The sequence below is a fragment of the Streptococcus oralis genome, assembly GCF_019334565.1.
In the GTDB taxonomy this organism is placed as follows: domain Bacteria; phylum Bacillota; class Bacilli; order Lactobacillales; family Streptococcaceae; genus Streptococcus; species Streptococcus oralis_CR.
The window spans coordinates 1,489,519-1,515,038 of sequence record NZ_CP079724.1 but is presented as its reverse complement, the minus strand read 5'-3'; the positions used below and the strand labels follow the sequence as shown (position 1 = coordinate 1,515,038).

At 44.7% G+C, this 25,520-nt stretch carries 25 protein-coding genes; 23 read left to right on the top strand and 2 right to left on the bottom strand.

Translation table 11 applies throughout. The features are described 5' to 3' along the window. The first annotated feature begins 207 nt into the window (after positions 1-207). From KX728_RS07435 to asp5, 11 genes are all read left to right on the top strand, one after another. Positions 208-1,434 (top strand): glycosyltransferase, encoded by a 1,227-nt coding sequence (locus tag KX728_RS07435; protein WP_215804383.1) that lies wholly within the window; start codon positions 208-210, stop codon positions 1,432-1,434. Between the two features lie 15 nt (positions 1,435-1,449). After that, positions 1,450-2,679, top strand: coding sequence for a glycosyltransferase (locus KX728_RS07430; protein WP_215804384.1), 1,230 nt, complete (start codon positions 1,450-1,452; stop codon positions 2,677-2,679). Between the two features lie 85 nt (positions 2,680-2,764). After that, complete coding sequence (gene secY2, locus KX728_RS07425; RefSeq protein ID WP_215804385.1) at positions 2,765-3,982, top strand: accessory Sec system protein translocase subunit SecY2; 1,218 nt, start codon at positions 2,765-2,767, stop codon at positions 3,980-3,982. Positions 3,983-3,991: 9 nt separating this feature from the next. After that, complete coding sequence (gene asp1, locus KX728_RS07420; RefSeq protein ID WP_215804386.1) at positions 3,992-5,572, top strand: accessory Sec system protein Asp1; 1,581 nt, start codon at positions 3,992-3,994, stop codon at positions 5,570-5,572. Continuing rightward, positions 5,556-7,085, top strand: a complete 1,530-nt coding sequence (gene asp2 / locus KX728_RS07415) for an accessory Sec system protein Asp2 (RefSeq protein ID WP_215804387.1) — start codon at positions 5,556-5,558, stop codon at positions 7,083-7,085. The genes asp1 and asp2 overlap by 17 nt, the downstream gene beginning before the upstream one ends. Next, positions 7,082-7,522 carry an accessory Sec system protein Asp3 gene (gene asp3 / locus KX728_RS07410; protein WP_070696606.1) on the top strand — a complete coding sequence of 147 codons (441 nt, stop codon included), beginning with the start codon at positions 7,082-7,084 and terminating at the stop codon, positions 7,520-7,522. Before asp2 ends, asp3 begins: the two co-directional genes overlap by 4 nt. Further along, complete coding sequence (secA2, locus tag KX728_RS07405) at positions 7,515-9,887, top strand: accessory Sec system translocase SecA2 (RefSeq protein ID WP_215804949.1); 2,373 nt, start codon at positions 7,515-7,517, stop codon at positions 9,885-9,887. Before asp3 ends, secA2 begins: the two co-directional genes overlap by 8 nt. A 12-nt stretch (positions 9,888-9,899) precedes the next feature. Then, positions 9,900-11,420: an accessory Sec system glycosyltransferase GtfA gene (gene gtfA / locus KX728_RS07400; RefSeq protein WP_215804388.1), complete on the top strand. Its 1,521-nt coding sequence runs from the start codon at positions 9,900-9,902 to the stop codon at positions 11,418-11,420. Next, complete coding sequence (gene gtfB, locus KX728_RS07395; protein WP_215804389.1) at positions 11,404-12,750, top strand: accessory Sec system glycosylation chaperone GtfB; 1,347 nt, start codon at positions 11,404-11,406, stop codon at positions 12,748-12,750. Before gtfA ends, gtfB begins: the two co-directional genes overlap by 17 nt. Further along, positions 12,743-12,922 carry an accessory Sec system protein Asp4 gene (asp4, locus tag KX728_RS07390; protein WP_000161925.1) on the top strand — a complete coding sequence of 60 codons (180 nt, stop codon included), beginning with the start codon at positions 12,743-12,745 and terminating at the stop codon, positions 12,920-12,922. The genes gtfB and asp4 overlap by 8 nt, the downstream gene beginning before the upstream one ends. Positions 12,923-12,924: 2 nt before the next feature. Next, entirely contained in the window at positions 12,925-13,149 is a 225-nt protein-coding gene (gene asp5, locus KX728_RS07385; RefSeq protein ID WP_044021264.1) for an accessory Sec system protein Asp5, read from the top strand. A 36-nt stretch (positions 13,150-13,185) separates the two neighbouring features. Here asp5 and KX728_RS07380 read toward each other — a convergent pair whose 3' ends face one another. Together KX728_RS07380 and sstT are read right to left on the bottom strand one after the other, a co-directional pair. Next, positions 13,186-14,139 (bottom strand): aromatic acid exporter family protein, encoded by a 954-nt coding sequence (locus KX728_RS07380; RefSeq protein WP_215804390.1) that lies wholly within the window; start codon positions 14,137-14,139, stop codon positions 13,186-13,188. 49 nt (positions 14,140-14,188) lie between these two features. Next, on the bottom strand, positions 14,189-15,400 hold the full coding sequence (gene sstT / locus KX728_RS07375; RefSeq protein ID WP_215804391.1) for a serine/threonine transporter SstT: 1,212 nt from the start codon (positions 15,398-15,400) through the stop codon (positions 14,189-14,191). 149 nt (positions 15,401-15,549) lie between these two features. Between sstT and KX728_RS07370 the strand changes: the two genes are divergently transcribed. The 12 genes from KX728_RS07370 (at position 15,550) to gmk (ending at position 25,515) form a co-directional block, all read left to right on the top strand. Next, positions 15,550-16,110, top strand: coding sequence for a mechanosensitive ion channel family protein (locus KX728_RS07370; protein WP_001150572.1), 561 nt, complete (start codon positions 15,550-15,552; stop codon positions 16,108-16,110). A gap of 57 nt (positions 16,111-16,167) precedes the next feature. Further along, positions 16,168-17,076 carry a magnesium transporter CorA family protein gene (locus KX728_RS07365; protein WP_215804392.1) on the top strand — a complete coding sequence of 303 codons (909 nt, stop codon included), beginning with the start codon at positions 16,168-16,170 and terminating at the stop codon, positions 17,074-17,076. A 17-nt stretch (positions 17,077-17,093) separates the two neighbouring features. Continuing rightward, positions 17,094-17,621 carry a YqeG family HAD IIIA-type phosphatase gene (locus KX728_RS07360; protein WP_006153778.1) on the top strand — a complete coding sequence of 176 codons (528 nt, stop codon included), beginning with the start codon at positions 17,094-17,096 and terminating at the stop codon, positions 17,619-17,621. Between the two features lie 2 nt (positions 17,622-17,623). Continuing rightward, the gene (gene yqeH, locus KX728_RS07355) at positions 17,624-18,730 is read left to right on the top strand and encodes a ribosome biogenesis GTPase YqeH (RefSeq protein WP_215804393.1); all 1,107 of its coding nucleotides are present in this window, start codon (positions 17,624-17,626) and stop codon (positions 18,728-18,730) included. Between the two features lie 98 nt (positions 18,731-18,828). Then, on the top strand, positions 18,829-19,140 hold the full coding sequence (yhbY, locus tag KX728_RS07350; protein WP_070657738.1) for a ribosome assembly RNA-binding protein YhbY: 312 nt from the start codon (positions 18,829-18,831) through the stop codon (positions 19,138-19,140). A 51-nt stretch (positions 19,141-19,191) separates the two neighbouring features. Continuing rightward, entirely contained in the window at positions 19,192-19,821 is a 630-nt protein-coding gene (locus KX728_RS07345; RefSeq protein ID WP_070657739.1) for a nicotinate-nucleotide adenylyltransferase, read from the top strand. After that, positions 19,821-20,414 carry a bis(5'-nucleosyl)-tetraphosphatase (symmetrical) YqeK gene (yqeK, locus tag KX728_RS07340; RefSeq protein WP_070657741.1) on the top strand — a complete coding sequence of 198 codons (594 nt, stop codon included), beginning with the start codon at positions 19,821-19,823 and terminating at the stop codon, positions 20,412-20,414. Before KX728_RS07345 ends, yqeK begins: the two co-directional genes overlap by 1 nt. Beyond that, a complete protein-coding gene (rsfS, locus tag KX728_RS07335) occupies positions 20,415-20,768 on the top strand; it encodes a ribosome silencing factor (protein WP_007517833.1) in 354 nt (117 codons plus the stop codon). 321 nt (positions 20,769-21,089) lie between these two features. Continuing rightward, the gene (locus KX728_RS07330) at positions 21,090-21,830 is read left to right on the top strand and encodes a class I SAM-dependent DNA methyltransferase (protein WP_070657743.1); all 741 of its coding nucleotides are present in this window, start codon (positions 21,090-21,092) and stop codon (positions 21,828-21,830) included. Between the two features lie 9 nt (positions 21,831-21,839). Next, a complete protein-coding gene (locus tag KX728_RS07325; RefSeq protein WP_070657745.1) occupies positions 21,840-22,937 on the top strand; it encodes a nucleotidyltransferase in 1,098 nt (365 codons plus the stop codon). Between the two features lie 203 nt (positions 22,938-23,140). Further along, positions 23,141-24,754, top strand: a complete 1,614-nt coding sequence (locus tag KX728_RS07320) for a ribonuclease Y (protein WP_033606008.1) — start codon at positions 23,141-23,143, stop codon at positions 24,752-24,754. Positions 24,755-24,888: 134 nt separating this feature from the next. Next, positions 24,889-25,515, top strand: a complete 627-nt coding sequence (gene gmk, locus KX728_RS07315) for a guanylate kinase (protein WP_000775041.1) — start codon at positions 24,889-24,891, stop codon at positions 25,513-25,515. Positions 25,516-25,520: the final 5 nt, after the last annotated feature.

Here is a 25,520-nt window from a genome sequence, read left to right as displayed (position 1 = left end):
ATCAATGAATAAATAGTAAAATGGAAAACCTTTGAAAACATGATTTTTCAAAGGTTTTTTCTATATGTGAGAAGGGGAAAATCCTCTTTCGAGTTTGAAATAAACTAGGGGAAAAGGTATAATAGGAAGGTGAGATAATCATCGAAAAAATTAGAACTACAGTAGTAGAAAAGTAGCCAAAAGAATGTGAAAAGAAAAGGGGACGAAATGAAAAAAGAGCTTCAAAAAGCCATTGTACTCGGTGGTGATAATGCATATATGGACAAGATTGAGACAACAATCAAGTCAATCTGTGCCCATAACCGAGCAGTGACTTTTTATGTTTTCAATGATGATTTGCCATCTGAATGGTTTCAGCTCATGGAGAGACGTTTAGAACCTCTAGCCTCAAAAATCGTCAATGTCAAGATTAGTCATCATGGCTTAAAGGAGTATCATCTTCCCTTGGCTCATCTAAGTTACGCGGCTTACTTTCGTTATTTTATTCCTCAGTATGTCAGCGAAGACCTAGCCTTGTACCTGGATTCGGATATCATCGTTAGATCAAACCTAGATCAACTCTTTTTAGAAGATATGGTGGACTGGCCGGTAGCTGCTGTAGCAGATGCTCTAGTTCCTAGCACTTTTAATTCTGGTGTCTTGCTGATTAATGTGGCCCTCTGGCGTCAAGAAAAGGTGACGGAGCACTTGTTGAGCTTGACAGACCAACTGCATGACCAAGTTTTTGGTGATCAGGGCGTGTTAAATCACCTTTTTGAAGGTCGTTGGAAATCGCTGCCAGCTACCTATAATTTTATGGTTGGTATGGATACAGTGGCTCGAAATTACCAGATGGATTCTTGGTATAGGGACTCTCTTGCTACTGAGAAGACAGCCAAGATTATCCATTATACAGGGGACAAGCCTTGGTACCAAATCAACCTCAATCGTTTTAGGGAGGACTGGTGGTTTTACTACGGACTAGAGTGGCCTGATATCGTCATGAAAAAATGTGATTTCCATAAAGGATTGGCATCTTTAGTTCAAGCTCCCCAGTATGCGACCGCTATTTTTACCAATACATGTCACATAGAGAGAATCGAACACCTGATCCAAGAATTGCCCGATGTAGAGTTCTCTATCCTAGCTCATACCAATTTTGCGCCGGAAATCATGAACTTGCAATCGTATCTGAATGTACGACTCTATCCTTACTTTAATCCCATGAATGTCAAAAAAGTCTTGGAAAAGATTGACTTTTACTTGGATATCAATCATGAGGATGAAATTGCAAACATTATCCAAGAGGTGCAGCAAAGAGAAATCCCTATATTTGCTTTTGAAACCACTAGTCATGACTCGAGTGGTTACAGTCACGTATACTCACCAGCAGCCGTAGATCAAATGATCGAGTCTATCCGCACGCTTTTGGAATCAAAGAAGCAGTCGTTGTAAACTGAAGGAAACTAAATGAAAAAAACAATTGTTCTCGCAGGAGATTATGCCTATATTCGCCAGATTGAAACAGCGCTCAAGTCTCTCTGCTACCATAATAGCCATGTCAAGGTCTATATCTTTAATCAGGATATTCCTCAGGAGTGGTTCCGCGCTCTCAGACCGATAGTAGAGCAAATGGGCGGTGAATTAGTGGATGTCAAGATGCTTGGCGCCCAGTTTCAGATGAACTGGAGCAACAAACTGCCCCATATCAATCATATGACCTTTGCCCGTTACTTTATTCCTGATTTTGTCGAAGAGGACAAGGTACTTTACTTGGACAGTGATTTGGTAGTGACGGCTGACCTGACGCCCCTCTTTGAAATGGACTTAGGTGAAAACTACCTGGCTGCTGCGCCATCTTGTTTTGGAGTTGGGGTTGGCTTTAATGCAGGTGTTCTCTTGATAAACAACAAAAAGTGGCGGTCAGAAGCTGTAAGAAAAAAACTTGTTGAGCTGACGGAACAGGAACACCAACATGTGAGTGAGGGAGACCAGTCCATCCTCAATATGCTCTTTCATGACAGCTATGCTTCTCTGGATCAAAACTATAATTTCCAGATTGGTTTTGACAGTGGGGCTGCCTCACATGGACATGAGTTTATCTTCCAGATTCCTTTGGATCCCCTGCCGGCCATCTTGCATTTCCTATCCCAAGACAAACCTTGGAACACTCATTCGGTTGGGCGTTTGCGTGAGGTTTGGTGGCACTATCATCTGATGGAGTGGTCTGCCATTACTGAAAAATGGCGTCAGGCAGGAATTGACTATCCAGTCACAGTCTACCAGCCAGCTATGACTTGTGTTAATTTGACCAATTCCTGGCATCTTGAGAAAATCGACTATCTGGTTCAAGCCTTGCCAGAGGTGCATTTCTACATTGCAGCCTATACAACGATGGCACCGGAACTCATGCTCTTGTCACGTTTTGAAAATGTGACCCTCTATCCCAACACCTTCCCTCTCTTGGTTGAGAAATTGATCCAGCAGACAGATGTCTATCTCGATATTAACCACGATGACAAGTTGAGTGTTGTTTATGACTATATTTCACGCTTTGAGAAACCAATCTTGACTTTTGACAATACCCAGTCGCAGGAACTGCCTGAAAGTGCTTATGCGGGTATTTTCTCAGCAGAAAGACCAGAAGAAATGGTAGCTACTTTGAAGGCTTATCTGGACGAGAAAACTCATGAAAACTGAGATAGAGATTTGAAAATTCTAAGATGGAAGGACAAGATTGTTCCCGTGTGACAGGACAGAAAGATAAAAAGAAAAGGAGGAGCCAGTGAAAGAATTTCGTTCATCGATAGCGGTAAAAAAAGGGATGCGCACCCTATTTTTGCTCTTTATTTATGTGCTCGGGAGTCGTCTGGCTCTTCCTTTTGTTGATCTCAATAGTCAGGATTTTCTCGGAGGAAGCGCAGCCTATCTGGACTTTTCAGTAGCCCTGACTGGTGGAAATCTTCGGAGCCTCTCTCTCTTTTCCATCGGGCTCTCACCTTGGATGTCAGCTATGATCTTGTGGCAGATGTTTTCCTTTTCAAAGAAACTGGGCCTAAACTCGGTTTCTTCAGAAGTCCAGGATAGACGGAAAATGTACTTGACGTTAGGGATTGCCTTGATTCAGGCTTTGGCCTTGACTACAAACCTTCCTGTCCAAGCTCCCTACAATCCCTTCTTGGTCTTTCTCCTCAATACCAGCCTTTTGGTTGCGGGGACCTTCTTCTTAGTTTGGCTGTCAGATATCAATGCGTCTATCGGAGTTGGAGGACCTGTCGTCATTTTATTGGCGAGTATGGTGGCTTCACTCCCTCAGGACATCATCCAATCAGTCCAAGTTCATAAGATCTCCCCTTGGTTGCTTTTCCTATTGGTAGTGCTTGGTGTTCTCTTTACCTATCTAGTCGTGCTCTTTTACCGAGCTAGATACCGCATCCCTATCAATAAAATCGGGCTTCATTCTCGCTTTAAACGCTATTCCTATCTGGAAATCATGCTCAATCCTGCTGGTGGCATGCCTTATATGTATGTGATGAGTCTCATGGGCTTGCCTTCTTATCTCTTGCTCTTACTTCAATATCTGGATAAGGGAAATCCCCTCTACCCTGCCCTACTGGAGCAGTATGCGATGGGGAAACCCTTATGGATATACGCTTATATCCTTATCCTCTTTGTCTTTAGCATTGCCTTTGCCTTTGTCAATGTGAGTGGTCAACAGATCGCAGATCGGATGAAGCAATCAGGAGATTACATCTACGGGGTCTATCCTGGTGAGGATACCAGTCGCTTTATCAATCGCTTGGTTCTTCGATTTGCTCTGATAGGTGCAGTCTTTAACGTTACCTTGGCTGGACTTCCAATCTTGTTTGTCTTGAAGGATGAGAGTCTGTTAAAAGTCAGCATGATTCCTGGACTCTTTTTAATTTTGAGTGGTATGCTGTTTACGATTCATGATGAATTGCAGGCGCTCAGATTAAATGAAAGGTATCGGCCACTATTCTAGGAGGTTTTGATGTATTACTTTATCCCAGCCTGGTATGGCAAGGAGCGTCCCTGGCATGCCGATTTGACACCTTGGTATTTTTCTCATTTTAAGCTAGAATTTGATGACACCTTCAATCAGATTCGTCTGATGCAACGCCAAGGGGTCCCTGCACAGGTCCTTCTTTTGTCCTATCAGCCTCATTTGCGCTATTTTCTCCATCGCCAAGGTATTTTAGAAGCACCAGTTTATTCCTTATTTGATGAATTGCAGGATTTTCATGAGATTCGACCACAGGTCTTGCAGCTCAGAGATATTGAGTGGGATGAGGATTGCGACTTTGTTTACAGTCCCTTTACTATTCTGGTGCTGAAGGATGGCAAGCCCTATGCTCAGGTGGAGCATGGGATAGAAGGTTTTATCAGTACGATTCAGTACTTCAAGGAAGATGGACTCTTGTCTGCCAACTACCTGATGGATGATCGGGGGCTGGTTTCCAGTGTGATTTACTACGAAGAGGGCCAGGCTCTCTACCAAGATTACCTCAATCCCAAGGGATTGTGGCAGTTTAGAGAGCATTTGCAAGATGATGGCCGTATCGAGGTCAATCCTATCTTTGCTTTTCGCTTCCAAAAAGAGGCTTACCAAGATATGGGAGAATTGATTTCGGAGTTTTTTGAGAAGAAAATAGCTCAACTCCCCGAGGAAGGAGCGACCTATTTTCTGCCTGCTTGTGACCAGCACAATGACTTCCTTTTAGAACGATTGCCTCACCAAACCACTAAGGTTCTCAGTCTTTTTATCGGACGAAATCCTCAAGAGCAATTACCTCAGTTGGCAGGTCTGCTGGATAAGGTGGATCTTGTTCTGGTCGACAGAGAGGACACCCTGCGCTTGGTTCAGTCTGTCTTTTCAAATCAAGCAACGAAATTTCGTCATTTATCACCTTTTGATACGCGCTTGGAGCTAGGAAAGAGCCAGACTCGGAAGGAGTCAATCCTCTACTATCAACTGGACTTTGAGCAGGGGATAGAGGACCAAGCGCTCTATCAGGTCTTGCATTTCCTTTCTGAAAACAAGGATACGGAGTTGGTCTTTGGAGCCTTTGCTGCTAGTCAAGAAGAAATGAAGCAGCTGGAAATACGTGTTTCTGAGATGGTTGCAGAGCAGTTTCAGGACCAGGAACTGGAAAAAGAAGTTGATTACCAAGGAGCCGAAAATCCGCTTGAGGACAATCGCCATCAGGCCATGCGCTATTCGTTTGTCAATATGAAGGATGAGTCGGAGTTAATCAAGCAGTTGGAATTTGTTCGTTTGATTGTCGATTTGAACTGTCAGCCTCTTCTCTATACTCAGATAGCGGGGATTAGTGCTGGTATCCCTCAGATCAACAAGGTCAAAACAGAGTATGTTAGTCATAAAAAAAATGGCTATCTGTTGGAAAACACTGCCGATTTTGCTCAAGCGGCCCATTACTATCTCGATAGCCTGCAGGTGTGGAATGATGCTTTGATCCATTCCATCGAAAAGATAAAGGAACACACTGGAGAGCAATTCCTGATCAAGCTAGAAAAGTGGTTGGAGGAGGTGACTCATGGAAAAGAAGTATAAGATCTTGCAAATCGGTCCAGAGGATTGGCAAGATACGCTTGCCCTACCAGCTCAACTAGACTGGCATCATGTTCCTCCCAACACACCGTCTGCTATCCAGAAAATCATGGATGAGAAAGACTTGGAGCAATTTCATGCTGTCATTCTCACGGATGGGGCTTACCTAGTAGATTTGTTGCCTTTTGCATCTAGCTTGGAACCCTATACGGTTTTCTATCCCGAACAGTTTGCAAGTCAGGATAAAAACATTCAGAACCTCATCAAACAGCACTGCATGCAGGCGATGGACCTAACAGACCGACAGGGCTTTGTTCGAGACCTTTCCACCTCCCTCTTTGAAGGTGGTTATGGAGACAAGCTGAGTCCAGCTACGATACGAATTCAACCGAGTTTTCAAGGCTCTGTCTCCTATCAAGGATTTGAGCATCTGGAGTTAGAAGGAGATTTTGGAAAAAACTATACGCAACTAGCCTCTTGGGCCTATAATCAGTCTGTCCAAGCCCATTCGCCAATCGAACTCTGGCTCGAATATGAAAAGAGTGGACCAGTGGAATTGCGCCTGCGTTTGCGAAAAATCCCAGCAGGATCCGTTTCAGAGATTAGACAGGACATTCTCCTTGAGGAAGCAGACTTTGCCTCAGCAATCATAGTGGAGCAAGACTATGATGCTTATCTGAGCATTTCTCTTGAAGCGCGTGGCCAGGGAAAGGTCAACATCGGCAATCTCCACCAACGCTGGAGCCGGAAACAGTTTGGAAAGTTTGTTCTCGGAGGCAATATCCTGCATGACAAAAAACGTGAGGAAATCAACTATTTCTTTCACCCGGGGGATTTCAAACCTCCTCTAGCAGTCTATTTCTCTGGTTATCGTCCGGCGGAAGGCTTTGAGGGTTACTGGATGATGAAGAATCTCCAATGTCCCTTTCTCCTCTTTTCGGACCCTCGATTAGAAGGGGGAGCCTTTTACCTAGGAACTGAGGAATTGGAAGCCAACATACAAGCAAAAATCCAACACTATCTAGACTATCTAGGCTTGGATAGAAGTGACTTGATCCTATCTGGCCTGTCAATGGGGACCTTCCCAGCACTCTACTATGGGGCTTACTTTGAACCCAAAGGAATCGTAGTCGGAAAACCCTTGACCAATCTAGGAACCATCGCACAGCGGGGCCGACTAGAGGCGCCAGGAGTCTTTCCGACTAGCTTTGATGTCTTGCACCTTCAGACTGGAGGAGTGAGCCAGAAAGACATGAAGGACTTGGACCAACGTTTTTGGACCCGATTTAAACAAGCTGATTTTTCCCAGACGACCTTTGGTCTTTCTTACATGAAGGACGAGGATATGGATAGTGGTGCCTATGACCAGCTAGTGGAGACACTTTGCCAGACAGGAGCTAAGATTTTGTCCAAAGGGACAGCAGGTCGACACAACGATGACACAGGAACAAACGTTGCCTGGTTTATTCATTTTTACAAGATGATACTAGAAGAATACGGAAGAGGTGAGACATGATTATCATCAAGAGAGAGGATATTAGGTGGGGCGAGATGGGAGCTACTTATCTTTATGGGAGCCAGATCACCTATCATGCAGATGGTCACGTTACCCTGAAAAATCCTTTGTTGGCTTCAGGAGAAACCCTTAAAACATGGTTTTCTAGTGTCAACTATCAGGCTACTAGAAGCCAGCCGAGCCTCCCTCTTCTTAAGAAAAATCATACCTACCGCTTATCCATGAAGATGCGGGTTCAACCGGTCAATGGACTTTATCTCAAACTGACCTTTTTAAATCGTTATGAGGAAATCATAGAGGAGAAGATTGAAAGGCAATTTTCCTTTAGCTTCACCTATCCTGAAGCGGCCTACACCTATCGCCTCTCCTTGATTAGCGCAGGTTTTGAGGCTCTTGACTTTGTTTCGTTTTCTATTGAGGAGGATGATGGTGTTTAATCGTTTGTATCAAGAAAGACAACTGAGAAAGGTCAAGAAACTTTTAAGCCAAATCAACGCCCTCAAAGAAGAGATGGCTGCCCTCAGTAATGAGGAAATGGCTGCAAAGACAGAGGAGTTTCGCCAGCGCCTTGCCCAAGGAGAAACCTTAGATGAGCTACTGGTAGAAGCCTATGCCCTTGTCCGTGAGGCGGATAAACGGGTCTTGGGTCTCTTTCCCTATGATGTGCAAGTCATGGGAGCCATCGTGATCCACCAAGGAAATGTGGCTGAGATGAATACGGGTGAAGGCAAGACCTTGACTGCCACCATGCCCCTCTACCTCAATGCCCTAACGGGAAAAGGCAGTATGTTAGTCACGACAAATGACTATCTGGCTAGACGGGACGCAAGTGAAATGGGCCCAGTCTACCAATTTTTAGGTCTAACTGTCGGTCTGCCTTTTTCAGAAGATCCAAAAGAGGACTTGACTACCGAAGAGAAAAGAAAGATCTACACCTCAGACATCGTCTACACAACCAATAGTGTACTGGGCTTTGACTATCTCAATGACAATCTTGCTTCTACTCATGAAGGAAAGTTCCTGCCTCCATTTAACTATGTTATCATCGATGAGATCGATGATATTCTACTCGATAGTGCCCAAACTCCCTTGATTATCGCAGGCTCTCCCCGCGTCCAGTCTAACTATTATGGGATGATTGATACCCTAGTGACGACCTTGGTTGAGGGAGAAGACTACATCTACAAGGAAGAAAAAGACCAAGTTTGGTTAACCCGAAAGGGGGCCCAGACGGTTGAAGGATTCCTAGGAATCGATCATCTCTACAAGGAAGAGTACGCTAGTTATGTTCGGCATCTGGTCTATGCTCTTAGAGCCCATACGCTCTTTACCAGAGACAAGGACTACCTGGTTCGAGGGGAAGAAATGGTCTTGTTAGACAAGGGAACAGGGCGTTTGATGGAAATGACCAAGCTTCAAGGCGGTCTCCACCAAGCCATCGAAGCCAAGGAACATGTGAAGCTTTCTCCTGAAACCAGAGCCATGGCTTCAATCACCTACCAGAGTCTCTTTAAGATGTTTCGCAAAATCTCAGGTATGACAGGAACGGGAAAGGTGGCTGAAAAAGAGTTTTTCGAAACCTACAATATGGCCGTCATTCGTATCCCGACCAATCGCCCACTTAGGCGAATGGACCATCCGGACAATCTCTATGTGACCCTCCCTGAGAAAGTGTATGCCTCTCTCGAAGCTATCAAGACTTACCACGCCAAAGGCAATCCACTCCTGATTTTTGTCGGATCTGTAGAAATGTCCCAGCTTTATTCGTCCTTGCTCTTGCGAGAGGGGATTTCTCACAATGTCCTTAATGCCAATCATGCGGCGCGTGAAGCCCAGATTATCGCAGAGTCTGGACAGATGGGGGCAGTGACCGTTGCGACTTCTATGGCAGGTCGAGGGACAGATATCAAACTCGGTCCAGGAGTCGCAGAATTGGGCGGTTTGATTGTGATTGGTACCGAGCGGATGGAGAGCCGACGAATTGACCTGCAAATCAGAGGTCGTTCCGGCCGGCAGGGCGATCCAGGCATGTCTCAATTTTTCGTATCGCTTGAAGATGATGTGATCAAAAAGTTTGGACCGTCTTGGGTTCACGACCTGTATCAAGACTACCAAGTGGAAGATATCAGCAAACCCATCCTACTCAAGGCTCGCAAGTACCGCAATCTCGTCAGAAAAGCTCAAGAGGCTAGTGATAGTGCCAGTCGCTCAGCGCGCAGACAAACCTTAGAGTATGCGGAAAGCGTCAATATCCAGCGTCAGATGGTCTACCAAGAAAGAGATCGTTTGCTGGATGGGAGCCGTGATTTAGAGCATATCCTTGAGGACATACTGGCAGACTATACCAAACAAATCTCAGAAAAAGCCTATAGCAGCCCCCAAGAACTCTTTCACTTCATCGTAACAAATATTAGCTTTGGGATAAGAGAATTACCGGCTGATCTGGATTTAGCTGATGCAGATCAGATTCGGGAGTTACTAGAGGAAATAATAGCCAAGGAAATCGAAGCTAAAAAGGAAGTCCTCCAACCTCACCAGCTCTATGACTCCTTTCTGAGAATATCCATGCTCAAGGCTATTGATGACAACTGGGTTGAGCAAGTCGACTACCTGCAACAGCTCAGTCTAGCAATCGGGAGCCAGTCTGCTTCTCAAAAGAACCCTATCGTGGAGTACTATCAGGAGGCCTATGCGGGCTTTGAAACCATGAAGCAACAAATCCGTACAGATATGGTACGCAATCTTCTCATGGGGATTGTGGAAGTAACGCCCAAAGGTGAGATTCTCACCCATTTTCCATAAAAAGAGGATCATATGACAATTTACAATATAAATCTAGGAATCGGTTGGGCGAGCAGTGGTGTCGAATATGCCCAGGCCTACCGAGCAGGGATTTTTAGAAGCTTAGACCTAGCATCTAAGTTTATCTTTACCGACTTGATTTTAGCAGACAATATCCAGCACTTAACGGCCAATATCGGCTTTGCGGATGATCAGGTAATCTGGCTTTACAATCATTTTACAGATATCAAGCTAGCACCGACCAGTGTTACAGTTGACGAGGTTTTGGCCTCTTTTGGTGGCCTTGAGAGTCATAGGGAACAGGATGGCAAGGTCTTGCGCGTCTACTTTTCAGATGAGGATAAGTTTGTGACCTGCTACTTGGTAGACTCGGCTAAGAATCTAGTACAGCATGCAGAGTATGTGTTTGGGGGGAACTTGATTCGCAAGGATTATTTCTCCTACACACGCTACTGTACAGAATATTTCGCACCTAAAGACCAGGTGGCTAGGCTCTATCAACGAAGCTTTTTTAATGAAGACGGCAGTACTGCTTACGATATCTTGCTGACTGAAGGCCAAGAAGAGGTCTATCGATTTAAGGACCGGATTCTGTACGGAAAACCAGCCTTTATGCGCTATTTTATGCAACGTTTGAACTTGAGCAAGTCTGATTTGGTCATCTTGGACAGGGAAACAGGGATTGGTCAGGCTGTTTTTGAAGAAGCACAAAAGGCCCATCTAGCAGTTGTCGTTCACGCAGAGCACTATAGTGAAAATGCTAGTAACGAAGACTATCTCCTCTGGAATAACTACTATGAGTATCAGTTTACAAATGCGGACAAGGTCGATTGCTTTATCGTGTCTACGGATCGGCAGAAGGAAGTTCTCGAAGGTCAATTTGCCCAGTACAGTCAGCATCGTCCACGAATCGTCACGATTCCAGTTGGGAGCATTGATCAGCTGACGGAGCCTGCTAGGGAACGCAAGCCCTTTTCTCTCATTACCGCTTCGCGTCTGGCCAAGGAAAAACACATCGACTGGCTCGTCAAGGCGGTTATCCAAGCGCATCAAGTCCTCCCTGAGCTCACCTTTGACATTTATGGCAGTGGGGGTGAGGAATCCCTTTTAAGGGAAATCATCACGGCTCACCAAGCGGAGAACTATATCCAGCTCAAAGGGCATGCAGATCTAGCTCAGATCTATCCCCAGTATGAGGTCTATCTGACAGCCTCAACCAGCGAAGGCTTTGGTCTGACCTTGATGGAGGCAGTTGGTTCAGGCTTGCCCCTGATTGGCTTTGATGTGCCTTATGGAAACCAGACCTTTATCAAGGATGGTCAAAATGGCTACTTGATCCCAAGTTCGGATGACCATGTTGAAACGGCGATTAAAAGATCCTTTGCGGAAAAGATCTGCCAGCTCTATCAGGAAAATCATTTGCCAGATATGCGAACAGCATCTTATGACCTAGCTAGAGAATTTTTAACAGATAAGGTAAGGGACAAGTGGAAGAAAACGATAGAGGAGGTCCTGCATGATTCAACTATTTGATCGTTATGGCCAGGAAAGCCGCGATTTGCACGAAAGTTTAGAAGCTGCTGGTCTATCCCATGCCACAGTTGTGAGCGAACCAGATGGATTTCTCCCAGATGGGATTCTCTCTCCCTTTACCTACTATCTAGGTTACGAGTCGGGAAAAGCTCTTTATTTCAACCAAGTAGCCGTACCTGAATTTTGGGAGATTGCGGGCAATAACCAGTCGGCGCATATCCTAGAGGATTCTCGGGAGAGGGGCGTGATTCACTATGTGGATGCTCCTCAGGCCCGTTTGGTCAAGCAAGTCGACTGGAAGGACCTATCCGGTCGCATCTACCAAGCAGACCACTATAACCGATACGGAGCCTGCTTTGCCAAGACCACTTATAGTGTGGATGGACAGGCTATCCTGACCAAGTATCAGGATGCAAAGGGACAGGAAATTGTCCTAGAAAATCATGTGACAGGCGATATCCTCCTAACCTTGCCCGGACAAGCCCTGCGCCATTTTAAAAATCGAGTAGAATTCACGATTTTCTTTTTGCAAGATTTGGGAATCGACACTCGCCACCTTCTCTTTAACACTCTCGCCACCTCTTTCTTAGTTTCATACCATTATCCAGACAAGACTGGACAGGATATCTTAGTCTGGCAAGAACCGCTAGATGATTGTCTTCCTGGAAATATGCAGCTGCTCTTGGAGCAAGAGGGGCTGAGAGCCAAGCAGATCCTCATACCAGACAAGGCTACCTATGAACAGGCCTTGGTCTTGACCAATCCAGCCTATCATGACAAGTTTGTCCATCTAGGTTATCATTATCAGTTCAAAAGAGAAAACTTCGTTCGACCAGATGCCTTGATCCTTACCAACTCAGATCAGATCGAGCATATCGAAACCCTGATTGAGTCCTTGCCAATGGTGACCTTCCGAATCGCGGCAGTGACTGAAATGTCGTCCAAATTGCTGACTTTGCTTTCCTATCCCAATGTCGTTCTCTATCAAAACGCTAGTCCGCAAAAGATTCGAGAACTCTACCAGCTGTCGGATCTCTATCTAGACATCAATTACGGAAACGAGCTTTTGGATGCTGCCCGTCAAGCCTTCGAGCACAATATGCTCATCCTAGCCTTTGACCAGACAGCTCATAACAGACTTTACACAGCTCCAGAACACCTCTTTGATGTGCAGGCTGTTGGAGACATGATTGTGAGGATTCAAGAAGCTCTCAGCAGTCTTGACAAGATGGGCCAAGCCCTTGGACATCAAGGCCGCCATGCCAACTATGTGGACTTGGCTACTTACCAAGAGAGGATGGAAAGGATAATAGGGGAAGGACATGACTAAAAAAGATTTATTTTACAAGGATGTCGAAGGACGTATGGAAGAGTTAAAGCAAGGAGCGCTTAAGAAAGAAAAGCCTACCCGAGGAGAAAAGATCAGTAAAACCTTCTCCATTTTACTCGGCTTGCTCATCCTTCTTACCCTGATCTTTACATTATTAGGAATCTTGAGGTGAAAATGATGGAAGTTTTGATGCTTATAGGAATAATCCTAGCCGTCGCCTTAATTGTCCTGGTTCTCATCCAACCTCGCCAAAGCCAACTCTTTTCCATGGATGCGACTAGCAATATCGGAAAACCAGGCTACTGGCAGAACAACCGCTTGGTGAAAGTTTTAACTCTCTTGATTAGCATAGCCTTGTTTGTATTGCTCCTCGTTTTTATGTTGGTGACCTATCAGTAAAGAATCTCAGAGGAATTCTCTGAGGTTCTTTGCGTTCTAGTTTCCATATTTTTGGTAAAAATCGACCTTAACCTGGATAAAGGTTTCAGCTTCGCGTAGTAGTTGCAGGAGGGTGGCACGGGTTTCAAACTCCTCACGTGTTTTAGGGAGACTCCGATTGCGGAAGACTTGCAGATAGCGTTCGATGTCATCAAGTAGGTCATGAGCAGGATTGGTCTGGCTTAGCTGAGCAGCAATCTTTGAAAAGAGCTGGGCCAAAATCAAACTCTCACTTGCGGCCAGATGACAGGTATTGATCTGCTGGGCCATATTTCGCAGGATGCGACTTTGTCGCTGTCTCATCTCAAAGTAATGGATGTGGTAGTTCGTCTGGTGAAAGAGATGGTCCGAGTGATCCAGGTAGACCAGTTTGAGAGCTTCATCGAGGAGCTTGTCTAATTGGTCAACGAGTTGAGCTTGATTGCGTCCGTCTCCTCTTGACAGATAGTATTTAAAGCGAAGCAGGATGTCTTTTAACTTTTCCTCGACCTGAAGGTGGTAGCTTTGGATGGCTTTCTCACGAGAGGGCATATAAAGGTTGACCAATAGTGCAAAGCTTGTCCCGATGAGAAAGAGGAGCACTTCATTAAGCAAGAGCTCTGGGGAAGTAGACTCCTGTACCAAGAGATGACCGACCAAGACACTGCTAGGGGTGATGCCGATTTCCCAACCCATTTTATAGGCTAAAGGGACATAGAGAGCCAGATAGAGGCCCAGACTCCAGATGTGAAAGCCCGTCAGCTGAAAGGCTAGAACACCGATAGCGAGCGCTAGGATCATGGAAAAGAGGCGGTTACGTGCTAATTTCAGCGTGCTTCTGCGTGTGTCGGAGAGGCTTAAGAGAGCGATGATTCCAGCTGAAACTGCTGATGATAAATCTAAAAAATAAGCGAGAAAACAAGCGAGACAGGTCGCTAAGACCAGTTTGGTAGTACGTTGAGTGAGAGACATGAAAATTTCCTAAACTAATAGAGCCAAGTGTTTAACGAGGAGTTAGAGACTAGGGACGAAGTTTTCGGTTTGTAGCATACTCAGCAACCGCTGTAAAGAGGACATCTGTTGAAGAGTTCAGAGCTGTTTCGCAGGAGTCTTGAACGACCCCAATCACAAAACCGACTCCGACAACCTGCATAGCCAAGTCGTTGGAAATCCCAAAGAGGCTACAAGCTACAGGAATGAGGAGAAGGGATCCCCCAGCAATTCCAGAGGCTCCGCAGGCAGAAATGGCAGCCACCACACTGAGAACAAATGCTGTCCCAAAGTCTACCGAAATTCCGAGTGTGTTGACGGCAGCCAAGGTCAGGACATTTATGGTAACAGCAGCGCCAGCCATGTTGATGGTTGAACCAAGCGGGATGGAGACAGAGTAGGTGTCAGGATTCAGCCCCAAGTCTTGACAGAGTTTCATATTGACAGGGATATTGGCGGCAGAGCTACGAGTGAAAAAGGCTGTAATACCACTGACACGTAGGCATTTCAAAACAAGGGGATAGGGATTTTTCCTCATAAAGAGAAAGGCGATGAGTGGGTTGACGATGAGAGCAACAAAGGCCATGGTAGCAATCAAGAGTCCTAGGAGGACACCGTAGTTAGCCAGACTGGCAATGCCCTTGTCAGAGATGGTCTTGAAAACCAAGCCTAAAATCCCAAAGGGAGCTAGGTTGATAATCCATTCGACAATTTTAGAGGTGACATCCGCCATGGTTTTCAGCAATTCTTTACTGTGTTTACTTGCCTCTCTCATAGCCAGACCAAAGATGACTGCCCAAGAGAGAATCCCGATATAGTTGGCTTCAACAATGGCATTCAAAGGATTGTCCACCAGTTTGAGTAGTAGATTGCTGAGGACTTGACCGATACCGTCAGGAGCAGCAACTTCTGTATTTGCGCTGGTCAGGGTGATTTGCACAGGCAGTAAGAAACTAGCTAGAACGGCTACTAATGCAGCAGCAAAGGTTCCAAGCAAGTATAGGAAAATAACCGTCTTCATATTGGTGTTTTGTCCCTTTTGGTGTTGGGAAAGGGCATTGGCAACAAGGGCAAAAACTAAAATAGGAGCGATGGCTTTCAGTCCGCCTACAAAGAGGTCTCCAAGCAGACCAATTCCTGTAAGGTTTGGAAAGAGCATCCCTAATGTAGCTCCCAAAATCATTCCAATAAGGATTCGTTTGATGAGGCTTGCCTTGATCCAGGCTCTAATGATTCGTTTCATAGCAGTCTCCTTCAAATGTATTGTTTATAATTATAGTATAAATATGCTATGGAGGCAAGTGATATTTTGAAAATAGGAACAATAATTGAATAATTATGAAAGAAAAGAGAAGGACGATTTTATGGTATAATAGGAAAAAGGAGTTTTATATGCAAGATTTTTTTCAACGCTATTTTGATAAACTTGATTTAACAACCATGTTAGAGAATCTCTTGACCAAGGTGATTTCTCTTTTGATTTTGTTTTTGCTATTTTATATAGCAAAAAAGATGCTTCATGCAACTGTACGAAAGATTGTCAAGCCCTCGCTTAAATTTTCCAATCGAGATGCAGGAAGGCAAAAGACCATTTCTCGTTTGCTAGAGAATGTCTTTAACTACATTCTTTATTTCTTCTTGCTCTATTGCATCCTGTCTATTTTAGGACTTCCAGTTTCTAGCCTCCTTGCTGGTGCGGGGATTGCTGGGGTGGCCATTGGTATGGGGGCACAAGGCTTTCTATCCGATGTCATTAATGGCTTCTTCATCCTTTTTGAACGCCAGCTTGATGTGGGTGATGAAGTGGTTCTCACAAATGGACCGATTACCGTTTCTGGAAAGGTCGTTAGCGTAGGGATCCGTACAACGCAACTGCGAGGTGACGATCAAGCCCTTCACTTTGTTCCCAATCGTAATATCACCGTCGTCAGCAATCTATCTCGTACTGAATAGGCCGGCTATTTTAGCAGATTTGTGGTACAATAGAAGGAGTTTGGTAAAGGAGAGAGTATGCTATTTGTAGAGAAAAAATTAGGTCACGATTGTACGTGGATAGACCTTGATGTGGACAAAATTAAAAACATGGAAGACCTTTCGGATGTCTATGGATTGGACAAGGAAACTATCGAGTATGCTCTGGATAGAAATGAGCGTGCCCACATGGACTATCACCGTGAAACGGGAACGGTAACCTTCATTTATAATGTTCTTGATTTAGAAAAAGACAAAGAATATTATGAAGCGATTCCGATGACCTTTATCGTTGAAAAACAACGGCTGATCACAATTAGCAATCACAAGAATAGTTATGTGATTAAACGTATGGCAACCTACCTTGAAAGCCATGAAGTTGTTTCAATCTACAAATTTCTTTTTGCCAGTTTAGAGATTATTAGCAATGCTTATTATCCGGTTATTGAAGAAATGGATAAAAGTAAGGATGAAATCAGTGCACTTCTTCGTCAAAAAACAACTAAAAAAAATCTTTTTGCCCTCTCTGACTTGGAAACTGGTATGGTTTACCTGACAGCAGCTGCCAAACAAAATCGTCTCCTCTTAGAACATATCCAAGGGCATGCTCTTTATCGCAATTTTGATGAGGTAGAAAGAGAGCAGTTTGACGATGCCATGATTGAAGCCCATCAGTTGGTTTCGATGACAGACTTGATTTCTCAAGTTTTGCAACAACTCTCATCCTCTTACAACAACATCCTAAATAATAATCTAAATGATAATTTGACAACTTTGACAATTATCTCAGTCTTGCTAGCTATCCTTGCGGTTATTACAGGATTCTTCGGAATGAATGTTCCCTTACCGTTTGCAGATGAACCAAATGCTTGGATTTATATTTTGATAGCTAGTCTCATTTTATGGGTAGTCTTAGCCCAATGTTTAAAGAATATTGCTAGAAATTAAAAGGAAAAGGAGCCAGAATGGCGATTGAAAATTACATGCCAGACTTTGCTGTGGAAGCAGTCTATGATCTGACAGTCCCAAGCCTGCAAGCGCAGGGTATCAAGGCTGTTTTGGTCGATCTGGACAATACCCTCATTGCTTGGAACAACCCTGATGGGACGCCAGAGATGAAACAGTGGCTACATGACCTTCGGGATGCAGGTATTCGCATCATCGTGGTATCAAATAATACCAAAAAACGGGTCCAACGCGCAGTTGAGAAATTTGGAATTGATTATGTTTATTGGGCTTTAAAGCCTTTCACCTTTGGAATAGACCGTGCCATGAAGGAATTCCACTATGAGAAAAATGAAGTGGTCATGGTCGGCGACCAGCTCATGACAGATATTCGCGCAGCCCATCGTGCAGGCATTCGCTCAATCTTAGTCAAACCCTTGGTCCAACACGACTCTATCAAGACGCAGATTAACCGAGCTCGCGAGCGCCGTGTCATGAAGCAAATTACTGAAAAGTACGGACCGATTACATATAAAAAAGGAATCTAACTATGGAAGAAATTCTCTGTATTGGTTGTGGAGCAACCATTCAGACGACAGACAAGGCTGGTCTTGGATTTACTCCCCAGTCGGCACTCGAAAAAGGATTGGAGACAGGCGAAGTCTATTGCCAACGCTGTTTCCGTCTCCGTCATTACAATGAAATCACAGATGTCCAGTTGACGGACGATGATTTCCTCAAGCTCTTGCACGAGGTGGGGGACAGTGATGCCTTGGTGGTCAATGTCATTGATATTTTTGACTTTAATGGTTCTGTCATCCCAGGCTTGCCACGCTTTGTATCGGGTAATGATGTCCTCTTGGTTGGAAATAAAAAAGATATCCTGCCCAAGTCTGTTAAACCGGGCAAGATTAGCCAATGGCTCATGGAACGTGCCCACGAAGAAGGTCTTCGCCCTGTGGATGTCGTCCTGACTTCGGCACAAAACAAGCATGCCATCAAGGAAGTCATTGACAAGATTGAACACTACCGAAAGGGTCGTGACGTCTATGTGGTCGGTGTGACCAACGTTGGAAAATCAACCCTCATCAATGCCATTATCCAAGAAATAACGGGTGACCAGAATGTCATCACGACTTCGCGCTTCCCAGGGACAACCTTGGACAAGATTGAGATTCCGCTTGACGACGGATCTTATATCTACGATACACCGGGAATTATCCACCGTCACCAGATGGCCCACTACTTGACGGCAAAAAACCTCAAGTATGTCAGTCCTAAAAAGGAAATCAAGCCCAAAACCTATCAGCTCAATCCTGAACAAACCCTGTTTCTAGGTGGTCTCGGACGCTTTGACTTTATTGCAGGAGAAAAGCAAGGTTTTACAGCCTTCTTTGACAATGAACTAAAACTCCACCGTACCAAGCTCGAAGGAGCGAGTGCCCTTTACGACAAGCACCTCGGAACCCTTTTAACGCCACCAAATAGCAAGGAAAAAGAAGATTTCCCAAAATTAGTCCAGCATGTATTTACCATTAAGGACAAGACAGACCTGGTCATCTCAGGCCTAGGCTGGATCCGCGTAACAGGAAGGGCAAAAGTCGCTGTCTGGGCACCAGAAGGCGTAGCAGTCGTCACACGAAAAGCAATCATTTAAAATAAAATCACTGAGCGAACAAAGTGAGCTCATAAAAAGATAGTTCCGACCGTCCCCCACCACCTAAAATAACTATCAAAAAACAAGGAAGAAAGATTATGTCATTAACATCGAAACAACGTGCCTTTCTCAACAGCCAGGCACACACCCTCAAACCCATCATCCAAATCGGGAAAAATGGACTTAACGACCAAATCAAAACCAGCGTCCGCCAAGCTCTTGACGCCCGTGAATTGATTAAAGTTACTCTCTTGCAAAATACAGATGAAAACATCCACGAAGTGGCTGAAATCTTGGAAGAAGAAATCGGTGTGGATACTGTCCAAAAAATCGGACGCATCTTGATTTTGTTTAAACAATCCAGCAAGAAAGAACATCGCAAGATTTCCAAAAAAGTCAAAGAAATCTAAACACCTACTCCAAACAACTGTTTTTACAGAGAATTAAAGGAAGACGAGCCTATGGCAATCGAATTATTGACTCCCTTTACCAAGGTAGAGTTGGAGCCAGAAATCAAGGAGAAAAAACGCAAACAAGTCGGGATTCTAGGGGGAAATTTTAACCCTGTTCACAATGCCCATCTTGTTGTGGCGGACCAAGTACGACAACAGTTGGGGCTGGACCAGGTCCTGCTTATGCCCGAATACCAACCACCTCATGTAGATAAAAAGGAAACCATCCCCGAGCACCACCGTCTCAAGATGCTTGAGTTGGCGATTGAGGGGATTGAAGGCTTAGCCATTGAAACTATTGAGCTGGAGCGCAAGGGCATTTCTTACACCTACGACACTATGAAGATTTTGACAGAGCAACATCCAGATACGGATTATTACTTCATTATCGGGGCTGATATGGTGGACTATCTGCCTAAGTGGTACCGAATTGATGAGCTGGTCGACATGGTTCAGTTTGTAGGGGTTCAGCGTCCGCGCTACAAGGCAGGGACTTCCTATCCAGTTATCTGGGTGGATGTGCCTCTCATGGACATCTCGTCCAGCATGGTGCGTGACTTCATTGCTCAAGGTCGGAAACCTAACTTTCTCCTACCTCATCCAGTGCTAGACTACATCGAGAAGGAGGGGCTTTACTGATGGCATACCAAGACTATATCAACTGTTCCCGAGAGGCTTTGTTGGAAAAAATGGCAGAGCTTCTACCTGAAAAACGGTTAACCCATTGTTTGGGGGTGGAGCGTGCAGCCATAGAGTTAGCGGAGAGATTTGGAGTCGATACCGAGAAAGCGGGTCTAGCAGGCCTTCTTCATGATTATGCTAAAAAGCTGTCAGATCAGGAATTTCTAGACTTGATTGACCGTTACCAATTAAACCCTGACCTCAAAAACTGGGGCAATAATGTCTGGCATGGGATGGTTGGTATCTACAAGATTCAGGAAGATTTGGATTTGCATGATCCAGAAATCCTGCGAGCTATTGAAATTCATACAGTCGGGGCTGACCAGATGACTGATCTTGATAAGGTTATATACGTTGCAGACTATATCGAGCATAACCGCGCCTTTCCAGGAGTGGATCAGGCGCGTGAAATTGCTGAGCTATCGCTCAATAAGGCAGTGGCCTACGAAACAGCTCGTACCGTGGAGCATCTAGCTCATCAGGGATTCCCCATCTATCCCCAAACCCTTGAAACCTATAACGCCTTTGTGCACTATTTGAAAGAGGACTAAATGAACGAAAAAGAATTACTAGAACTAGTCGTGAAAGCGGCTGATGAGAAACGTGCGGAGGATATCCTCGCACTTGATGTACAAGATTTGACCAGCGTGACGGACTACTTTGTCATCACGAGCTCAATGAATAGCCGCCAGTTGGACGCTATCGCAGATAATATCCGTGAAAAAGTAGCGGAAGCAGGCTTTAAAGGCAGCCATGTTGAAGGTGATGCAGCAGGAGGCTGGGTTTTGCTAGACCTCGGTGGTGTCGTTGTGCATATCTTCTCAGAAGAAATGCGTGCCCATTATAACCTAGAAAAACTATGGCATGAGGCGAGCTCAATAGACATTTCAGAAGCCTTAGCATAGGATATGAACTCAGTTGCAGTCAACTGGGTTTTATTTGCTTATTTTAGAAAAAATGGATAGAAAGGTGAGGGCGTCGTGTTTTGTTCATCTCGAAACTGAACACGAGCTAAAAGCTGCGAGAAAAAGAGTAACTTCCTTTGTATCTGACGATACAGCAGAAAGTTTCCTATTTTCTCCTTGCTTTTAACGCTCTTTGTATCTTAGAAAGGATTTGAACCCGTCCTGTAATCGTCGGAAAATAGATAGCCTTCCTTGGAGCTCGGCTCCATCGTCAAGCTCCTAATTTTCATTCCGATTACGGGCGGACTTGGTATCATGAATATGGCTACTTATGAAACCTTTGCGGCGGTCTATGATGCGGTCATGGATGATAGTTTATACGATAAATGGACGGATTTTTCCCTCCGTCATTTGCCAAAGACCAAAGAGAGAAAGAAACTCTTGGAATTGGCTTGTGGAACAGGTATCCAGTCTGTCCGCTTTTCTCAGGCTGGTTTTGATGTGACAGGACTTGACTTGAGCGCGGATATGCTGAAGATTGCGGAGAAGAGAGCAACATCTGCCAAGCAAAAGATTGATTTTATTGAAGGCAATATGCTGGACTTATCCAAGGCTGGTAAGTACGACTTTGTTACGTGTTACTCTGACTCTATCTGCTACATGCAGGATGAGGTAGAGGTAGGAGACGTCTTTAAGGAAGTGTATAATGCCCTCAATGAAGACGGAGTATTCATCTTTGACGTGCATTCGACCTACCAAACAGATGAGGTTTTTCCAGGCTATTCTTACCATGAAAATGCGGAAGATTTTGCCATGCTTTGGGACACCTATGAGGATGAAGCACCTCACTCCATCGTGCATGAGTTGACCTTCTTTATCAAGGAGGCTGACGGTTCCTTTAGTCGCCACGATGAAGTGCATGAGGAGCGGACCTATGAGGTCTTGACCTATGATATATTGCTGGAACAGGCTGGTTTCAAGTTCTTCAAACTCTATGCGGACTTTGAGGACAAGGAGCCGACAGAAACCAGCACCCGTTGGTTTTTTGTCGCGCAGAAGTAGGAGAACATCATGACCATCACAGGTATTATCGCGGAGTTCAATCCTTTCCATAATGGGCACAAATACTTGCTTGAGCAGGCGAAGGGACTGAAAATCGTTGCCATGTCTGGGAATTTCATGCAGCGTGGAGAACCTTCTATAGTGGACAAGTGGACACGGGCTCAGATGGCGCTGGAAAATGGAGCAGATCTGGTAGTGGAATTGCCCTTTTTAGTCAGTGTTCAGGCGGCAGATTTCTTTGGCCAAGGAGCTGTGGATATCTTGGTTCGCTTGGGTATTGATACTCTAGCTTTTGGGACAGAGGAAGTTTTGGATTATCAGAAAATTGCTGACTTATACACAGAGCAAGGTAGAGAGATGGAGAATTTTGTGGATAATCTGCCTGATTCCCTCTCCTATCCCCAGAAAACCCAAACCATGTGGAAGGAATTTGCAGGTCTTGATTTCTCTGGCAATACGCCCAATCATGTTCTAGCTTTGGCCTATGCCAAGGCGGTTGCGGGACGTAGAATCAAACTCCATCCGATTCAGCGTCAAGGAGCTGGCTATCATTCTGTGGACAAGGAAGTGGACTTTGCCTCGGCAACAGCCCTCCGTCAGCACCAATCAGACAAAGATTTTTTAGAACGCTTTATGCCCTCTGTTGCCCTCTTTGAGCAAGCGAGTAAGGTGAGTTGGGATGACTATTTTCCATTTCTCCGCTATCAAATCTTGTCAAATCCAGACCTGACCACCATCTATCAGGTCAATCAAGAAATGGCGGTGCGTATCAAGGATGCCATCAAGATAGCCCAGTCTGTGGAGGAATTGGTCGAGGCAGTTGTCACTAAACGTTACACAAAAGCGCGTGTCAGACGCCTCTTGACCTATATCTTGGTGCAGGTCAGAGAAAGTGACTTGCCAGAAGCCATTCATGTCCTTGGTTTTACTGAAAAAGGCAGACAACACCTCAAGTCTCTGAAAGAACAGGTCCATCTAGTCAGCCGAATTGGCAAAGAACCTTGGGATGCTATGACTCAAAAGGCAGACCAGATTTACCAACTAGGACACCCAAGCATCGTAGAGCAGAATTTCGGCAGAGTCCCGATTAGGATAGAAACAAACTAAGTCTACTGAAAGGTAGGCTTTTTTATTATATGTTTTAATGAAAATGTCATTTTTAAGAGTTAGAAAGTTTGTTTTGTGATTTCAGAACTTTCTTCTAAAATTCACACAAAACTCTTCAATTTGGGTTTGTGAAAATTGTTTTTTTATGATAGAATATTAAGGAATGTATGTCATTCGATAAACAAATTTAATGAGGTAAAAACATGGAAATCATGACACTTGCGATTGCTGTTTTTGCCGTCATCATTGGTTTAGTCATTGGATATGTCAGCATCTCAGCTAAGATGAAATCATCTCAAGAGGCTGCAGAGTTGATGCTTCTAAATGCTGAACAAGAAGCAACTAATTTACGAGGACAAGCTGAGCGCGAAGCGGATTTATTACTAAATGAAGCCAAGAGCGAAAGCAAGTCTCTTAAAAAAGAAGCACTATTGGAGGCCAAAGAGGAAGCCAGAAAATACCGTGAAGAAGTGGACGCTGAATTTAAGTCAGAACGTCAGGAGCTCAAGCAAATTGAAAGTCGTTTGACAGAGAGAGCTACGAGCCTTGACCGTAAGGACGACAATTTGACGAACAAAGAAAAAACACTTGAACAAAAAGAACAAAGTATTTCTGATAGAGCAAAAAACCTTGATGCACGTGAAGAGCAATTAGAGGAAGTCGAAAGACAAAAAGAAGCTGAACTTGAACGTATCGGTTCCCTTTCCCAAACTGAGGCTCGAGATATTATCTTGGCTCAGACGGAGGAAAACTTGACCAAGGAAATTGCTAGCCGCATTCGTGAGGCTGAGCAAGAAGTCAAGGAACGTTCAGACAAGATTGCGAAAGATATCTTGGTTCAGGCTATGCAGCGTATCGCTGGTGAGTATGTAGCGGAGTCAACAAACTCTACAGTTCATCTACCAGACGATACCATGAAGGGACGCATTATCGGTCGTGAAGGACGCAATATTCGTACCTTTGAAAGTTTGACAGGGGTAGATGTCATCATCGACGATACACCGGAAGTGGTGACCTTGTCAGGATTTGATCCGATTCGTCGTGAAATTGCTCGTATGACCATGGAAATGTTGCTCAAGGATGGCCGCATCCACCCAGCTCGTATCGAGGAGTTGGTGGAGAAAAACCGTCAAGAGATTGACAATAAAATCCGTGAATATGGTGAGGCTGCTGCTTACGAGATTGGTGCGCCAAACCTCCATCCAGACTTGATGAAGATCATGGGACGCTTGCAGTTCCGTACTTCTTATGGACAAAATGTCTTGCGTCATTCGATTGAGGTTGCTAAGTTATCTGGTATCATTGCGAGTGAACTTGGTGAAAATGCAGCTCTTGCCCGTCGTGCTGGATTCCTTCATGACATCGGGAAAGCTATTGACCGCGAGGTTGAAGGTAGCCACGTTGAGATTGGTACAGAGTTGGCACGCAAGTACAAGGAACACCCAGTTGTGGTGAATACGATTGCTAGCCACCACGGCGATGTGGAAGCCGAAAGCGTCATTGCAGTGATCGTTGCTGCAGCAGATGCCTTGAGTGCAGCGCGTCCAGGTGCTCGTAGTGAATCTCTTGAAAGCTACATCAAGCGTCTCCATGATTTGGAAGAAATCGCCAATGGCTTTGAAGGAGTGCAAAATAGCTTTGCCCTTCAAGCAGGACGTGAAATCCGTATCATGGTTAATCCAGGACAAATCAAGGACGACAAAGTCACAATCTTGGCTCACAAAGTTCGTGAGAAAATTGAAAACAATCTCGATTACCCAGGAAATATCAAGGTAACCGTGATTCGCGAACTTCGTGCAGTAGATTATGCTAAATAAATAAGAAAGAGCAGTTGAAATATTACTGCTTTTTTGTTACACTAGATAGAAAGACTGTAGAAGGATAACTGACGTGATCATCAGTATCCGAGAGAAATTTCACTTTATTTCACAGACTAACTAAAGGAGACATAATGGCAGACCGAGGCTTGCTAATCGTTTTTTCTGGTCCTTCAGGAGTTGGGAAAGGAACGGTTAGAAGAGAGATTTTTGAGAGTTCTGAGAATCAATTTCAATACTCTGTATCGATGACGACGCGTGCACAACGTCCTGGTGAAGTGGACGGAGTGGACTATTTCTTCCGTACTCGTGAAGAGTTTGAAGAGCTGATCCGTCAAGGTCAGATGTTGGAATATGCAGAATATGTCGGTAACTACTATGGAACTCCTCTGACCTATGTCAATGAAACTCTGGACAAGGGAATCGATGTCTTTCTTGAGATTGAAGTGCAGGGAGCCCTTCAGGTTAAGAAAAAAGTTCCAGATGCTGTCTTTATCTTTTTAACGCCACCAGATTTGGATGAATTGCAAGATCGTTTGGTAGGTCGTGGAACAGATAGCGCTGAAGTGATTGCCCAACGAATCGAAAAAGCCAAGGAAGAAATTGCTCTCATGCGTGAGTATGATTATGCCATTGTCAACGATCAGGTGCCCCTCGCTGCTGAACGTGTCAAGCGTGTAATCGAAGCAGAACACTTCCGTGTGGACCGTGTCATTGGTCACTACCAGGAGATGTTGCCAAAATCTCCAACTACTCGATAAACTAT

What these genes read in the sequence shown, in the direction of transcription:
- KX728_RS07435 (WP_215804383.1), top strand. Translation starts at nt 208, where the DNA reads ATGAAAAAAGAGCTTCAAAAAGCCATTGTACTCGGTGGTGATAATGCA.
- KX728_RS07430 (WP_215804384.1), top strand. Translation starts at nt 1,450, where the DNA reads ATGAAAAAAACAATTGTTCTCGCAGGAGATTATGCCTATATTCGCCAG.
- asp1 (WP_215804386.1), top strand. Translation starts at nt 3,992, where the DNA reads ATGTATTACTTTATCCCAGCCTGGTATGGCAAGGAGCGTCCCTGGCAT.
- asp2 (WP_215804387.1), top strand. Translation starts at nt 5,556, where the DNA reads ATGGAAAAGAAGTATAAGATCTTGCAAATCGGTCCAGAGGATTGGCAA.
- asp3 (WP_070696606.1), top strand. Translation starts at nt 7,082, where the DNA reads ATGATTATCATCAAGAGAGAGGATATTAGGTGGGGCGAGATGGGAGCT.
- gtfA (WP_215804388.1), top strand. Translation starts at nt 9,900, where the DNA reads ATGACAATTTACAATATAAATCTAGGAATCGGTTGGGCGAGCAGTGGT.
- gtfB (WP_215804389.1), top strand. Translation starts at nt 11,404, where the DNA reads ATGATTCAACTATTTGATCGTTATGGCCAGGAAAGCCGCGATTTGCAC.
- asp4 (WP_000161925.1), top strand. Translation starts at nt 12,743, where the DNA reads ATGACTAAAAAAGATTTATTTTACAAGGATGTCGAAGGACGTATGGAA.
- asp5 (WP_044021264.1), top strand. Translation starts at nt 12,925, where the DNA reads ATGATGGAAGTTTTGATGCTTATAGGAATAATCCTAGCCGTCGCCTTA.
- KX728_RS07380 (WP_215804390.1), bottom strand. Translation starts at nt 14,139, where the DNA reads ATGTCTCTCACTCAACGTACTACCAAACTGGTCTTAGCGACCTGTCTC.
- sstT (WP_215804391.1), bottom strand. Translation starts at nt 15,400, where the DNA reads ATGAAACGAATCATTAGAGCCTGGATCAAGGCAAGCCTCATCAAACGA.
- KX728_RS07370 (WP_001150572.1), top strand. Translation starts at nt 15,550, where the DNA reads ATGCAAGATTTTTTTCAACGCTATTTTGATAAACTTGATTTAACAACC.
- KX728_RS07365 (WP_215804392.1), top strand. Translation starts at nt 16,168, where the DNA reads ATGCTATTTGTAGAGAAAAAATTAGGTCACGATTGTACGTGGATAGAC.
- KX728_RS07360 (WP_006153778.1), top strand. Translation starts at nt 17,094, where the DNA reads ATGGCGATTGAAAATTACATGCCAGACTTTGCTGTGGAAGCAGTCTAT.
- yqeH (WP_215804393.1), top strand. Translation starts at nt 17,624, where the DNA reads ATGGAAGAAATTCTCTGTATTGGTTGTGGAGCAACCATTCAGACGACA.
- yhbY (WP_070657738.1), top strand. Translation starts at nt 18,829, where the DNA reads ATGTCATTAACATCGAAACAACGTGCCTTTCTCAACAGCCAGGCACAC.
- KX728_RS07345 (WP_070657739.1), top strand. Translation starts at nt 19,192, where the DNA reads ATGGCAATCGAATTATTGACTCCCTTTACCAAGGTAGAGTTGGAGCCA.
- yqeK (WP_070657741.1), top strand. Translation starts at nt 19,821, where the DNA reads ATGGCATACCAAGACTATATCAACTGTTCCCGAGAGGCTTTGTTGGAA.
- rsfS (WP_007517833.1), top strand. Translation starts at nt 20,415, where the DNA reads ATGAACGAAAAAGAATTACTAGAACTAGTCGTGAAAGCGGCTGATGAG.
- KX728_RS07330 (WP_070657743.1), top strand. Translation starts at nt 21,090, where the DNA reads ATGGCTACTTATGAAACCTTTGCGGCGGTCTATGATGCGGTCATGGAT.
- KX728_RS07325 (WP_070657745.1), top strand. Translation starts at nt 21,840, where the DNA reads ATGACCATCACAGGTATTATCGCGGAGTTCAATCCTTTCCATAATGGG.
- KX728_RS07320 (WP_033606008.1), top strand. Translation starts at nt 23,141, where the DNA reads ATGGAAATCATGACACTTGCGATTGCTGTTTTTGCCGTCATCATTGGT.
- gmk (WP_000775041.1), top strand. Translation starts at nt 24,889, where the DNA reads ATGGCAGACCGAGGCTTGCTAATCGTTTTTTCTGGTCCTTCAGGAGTT.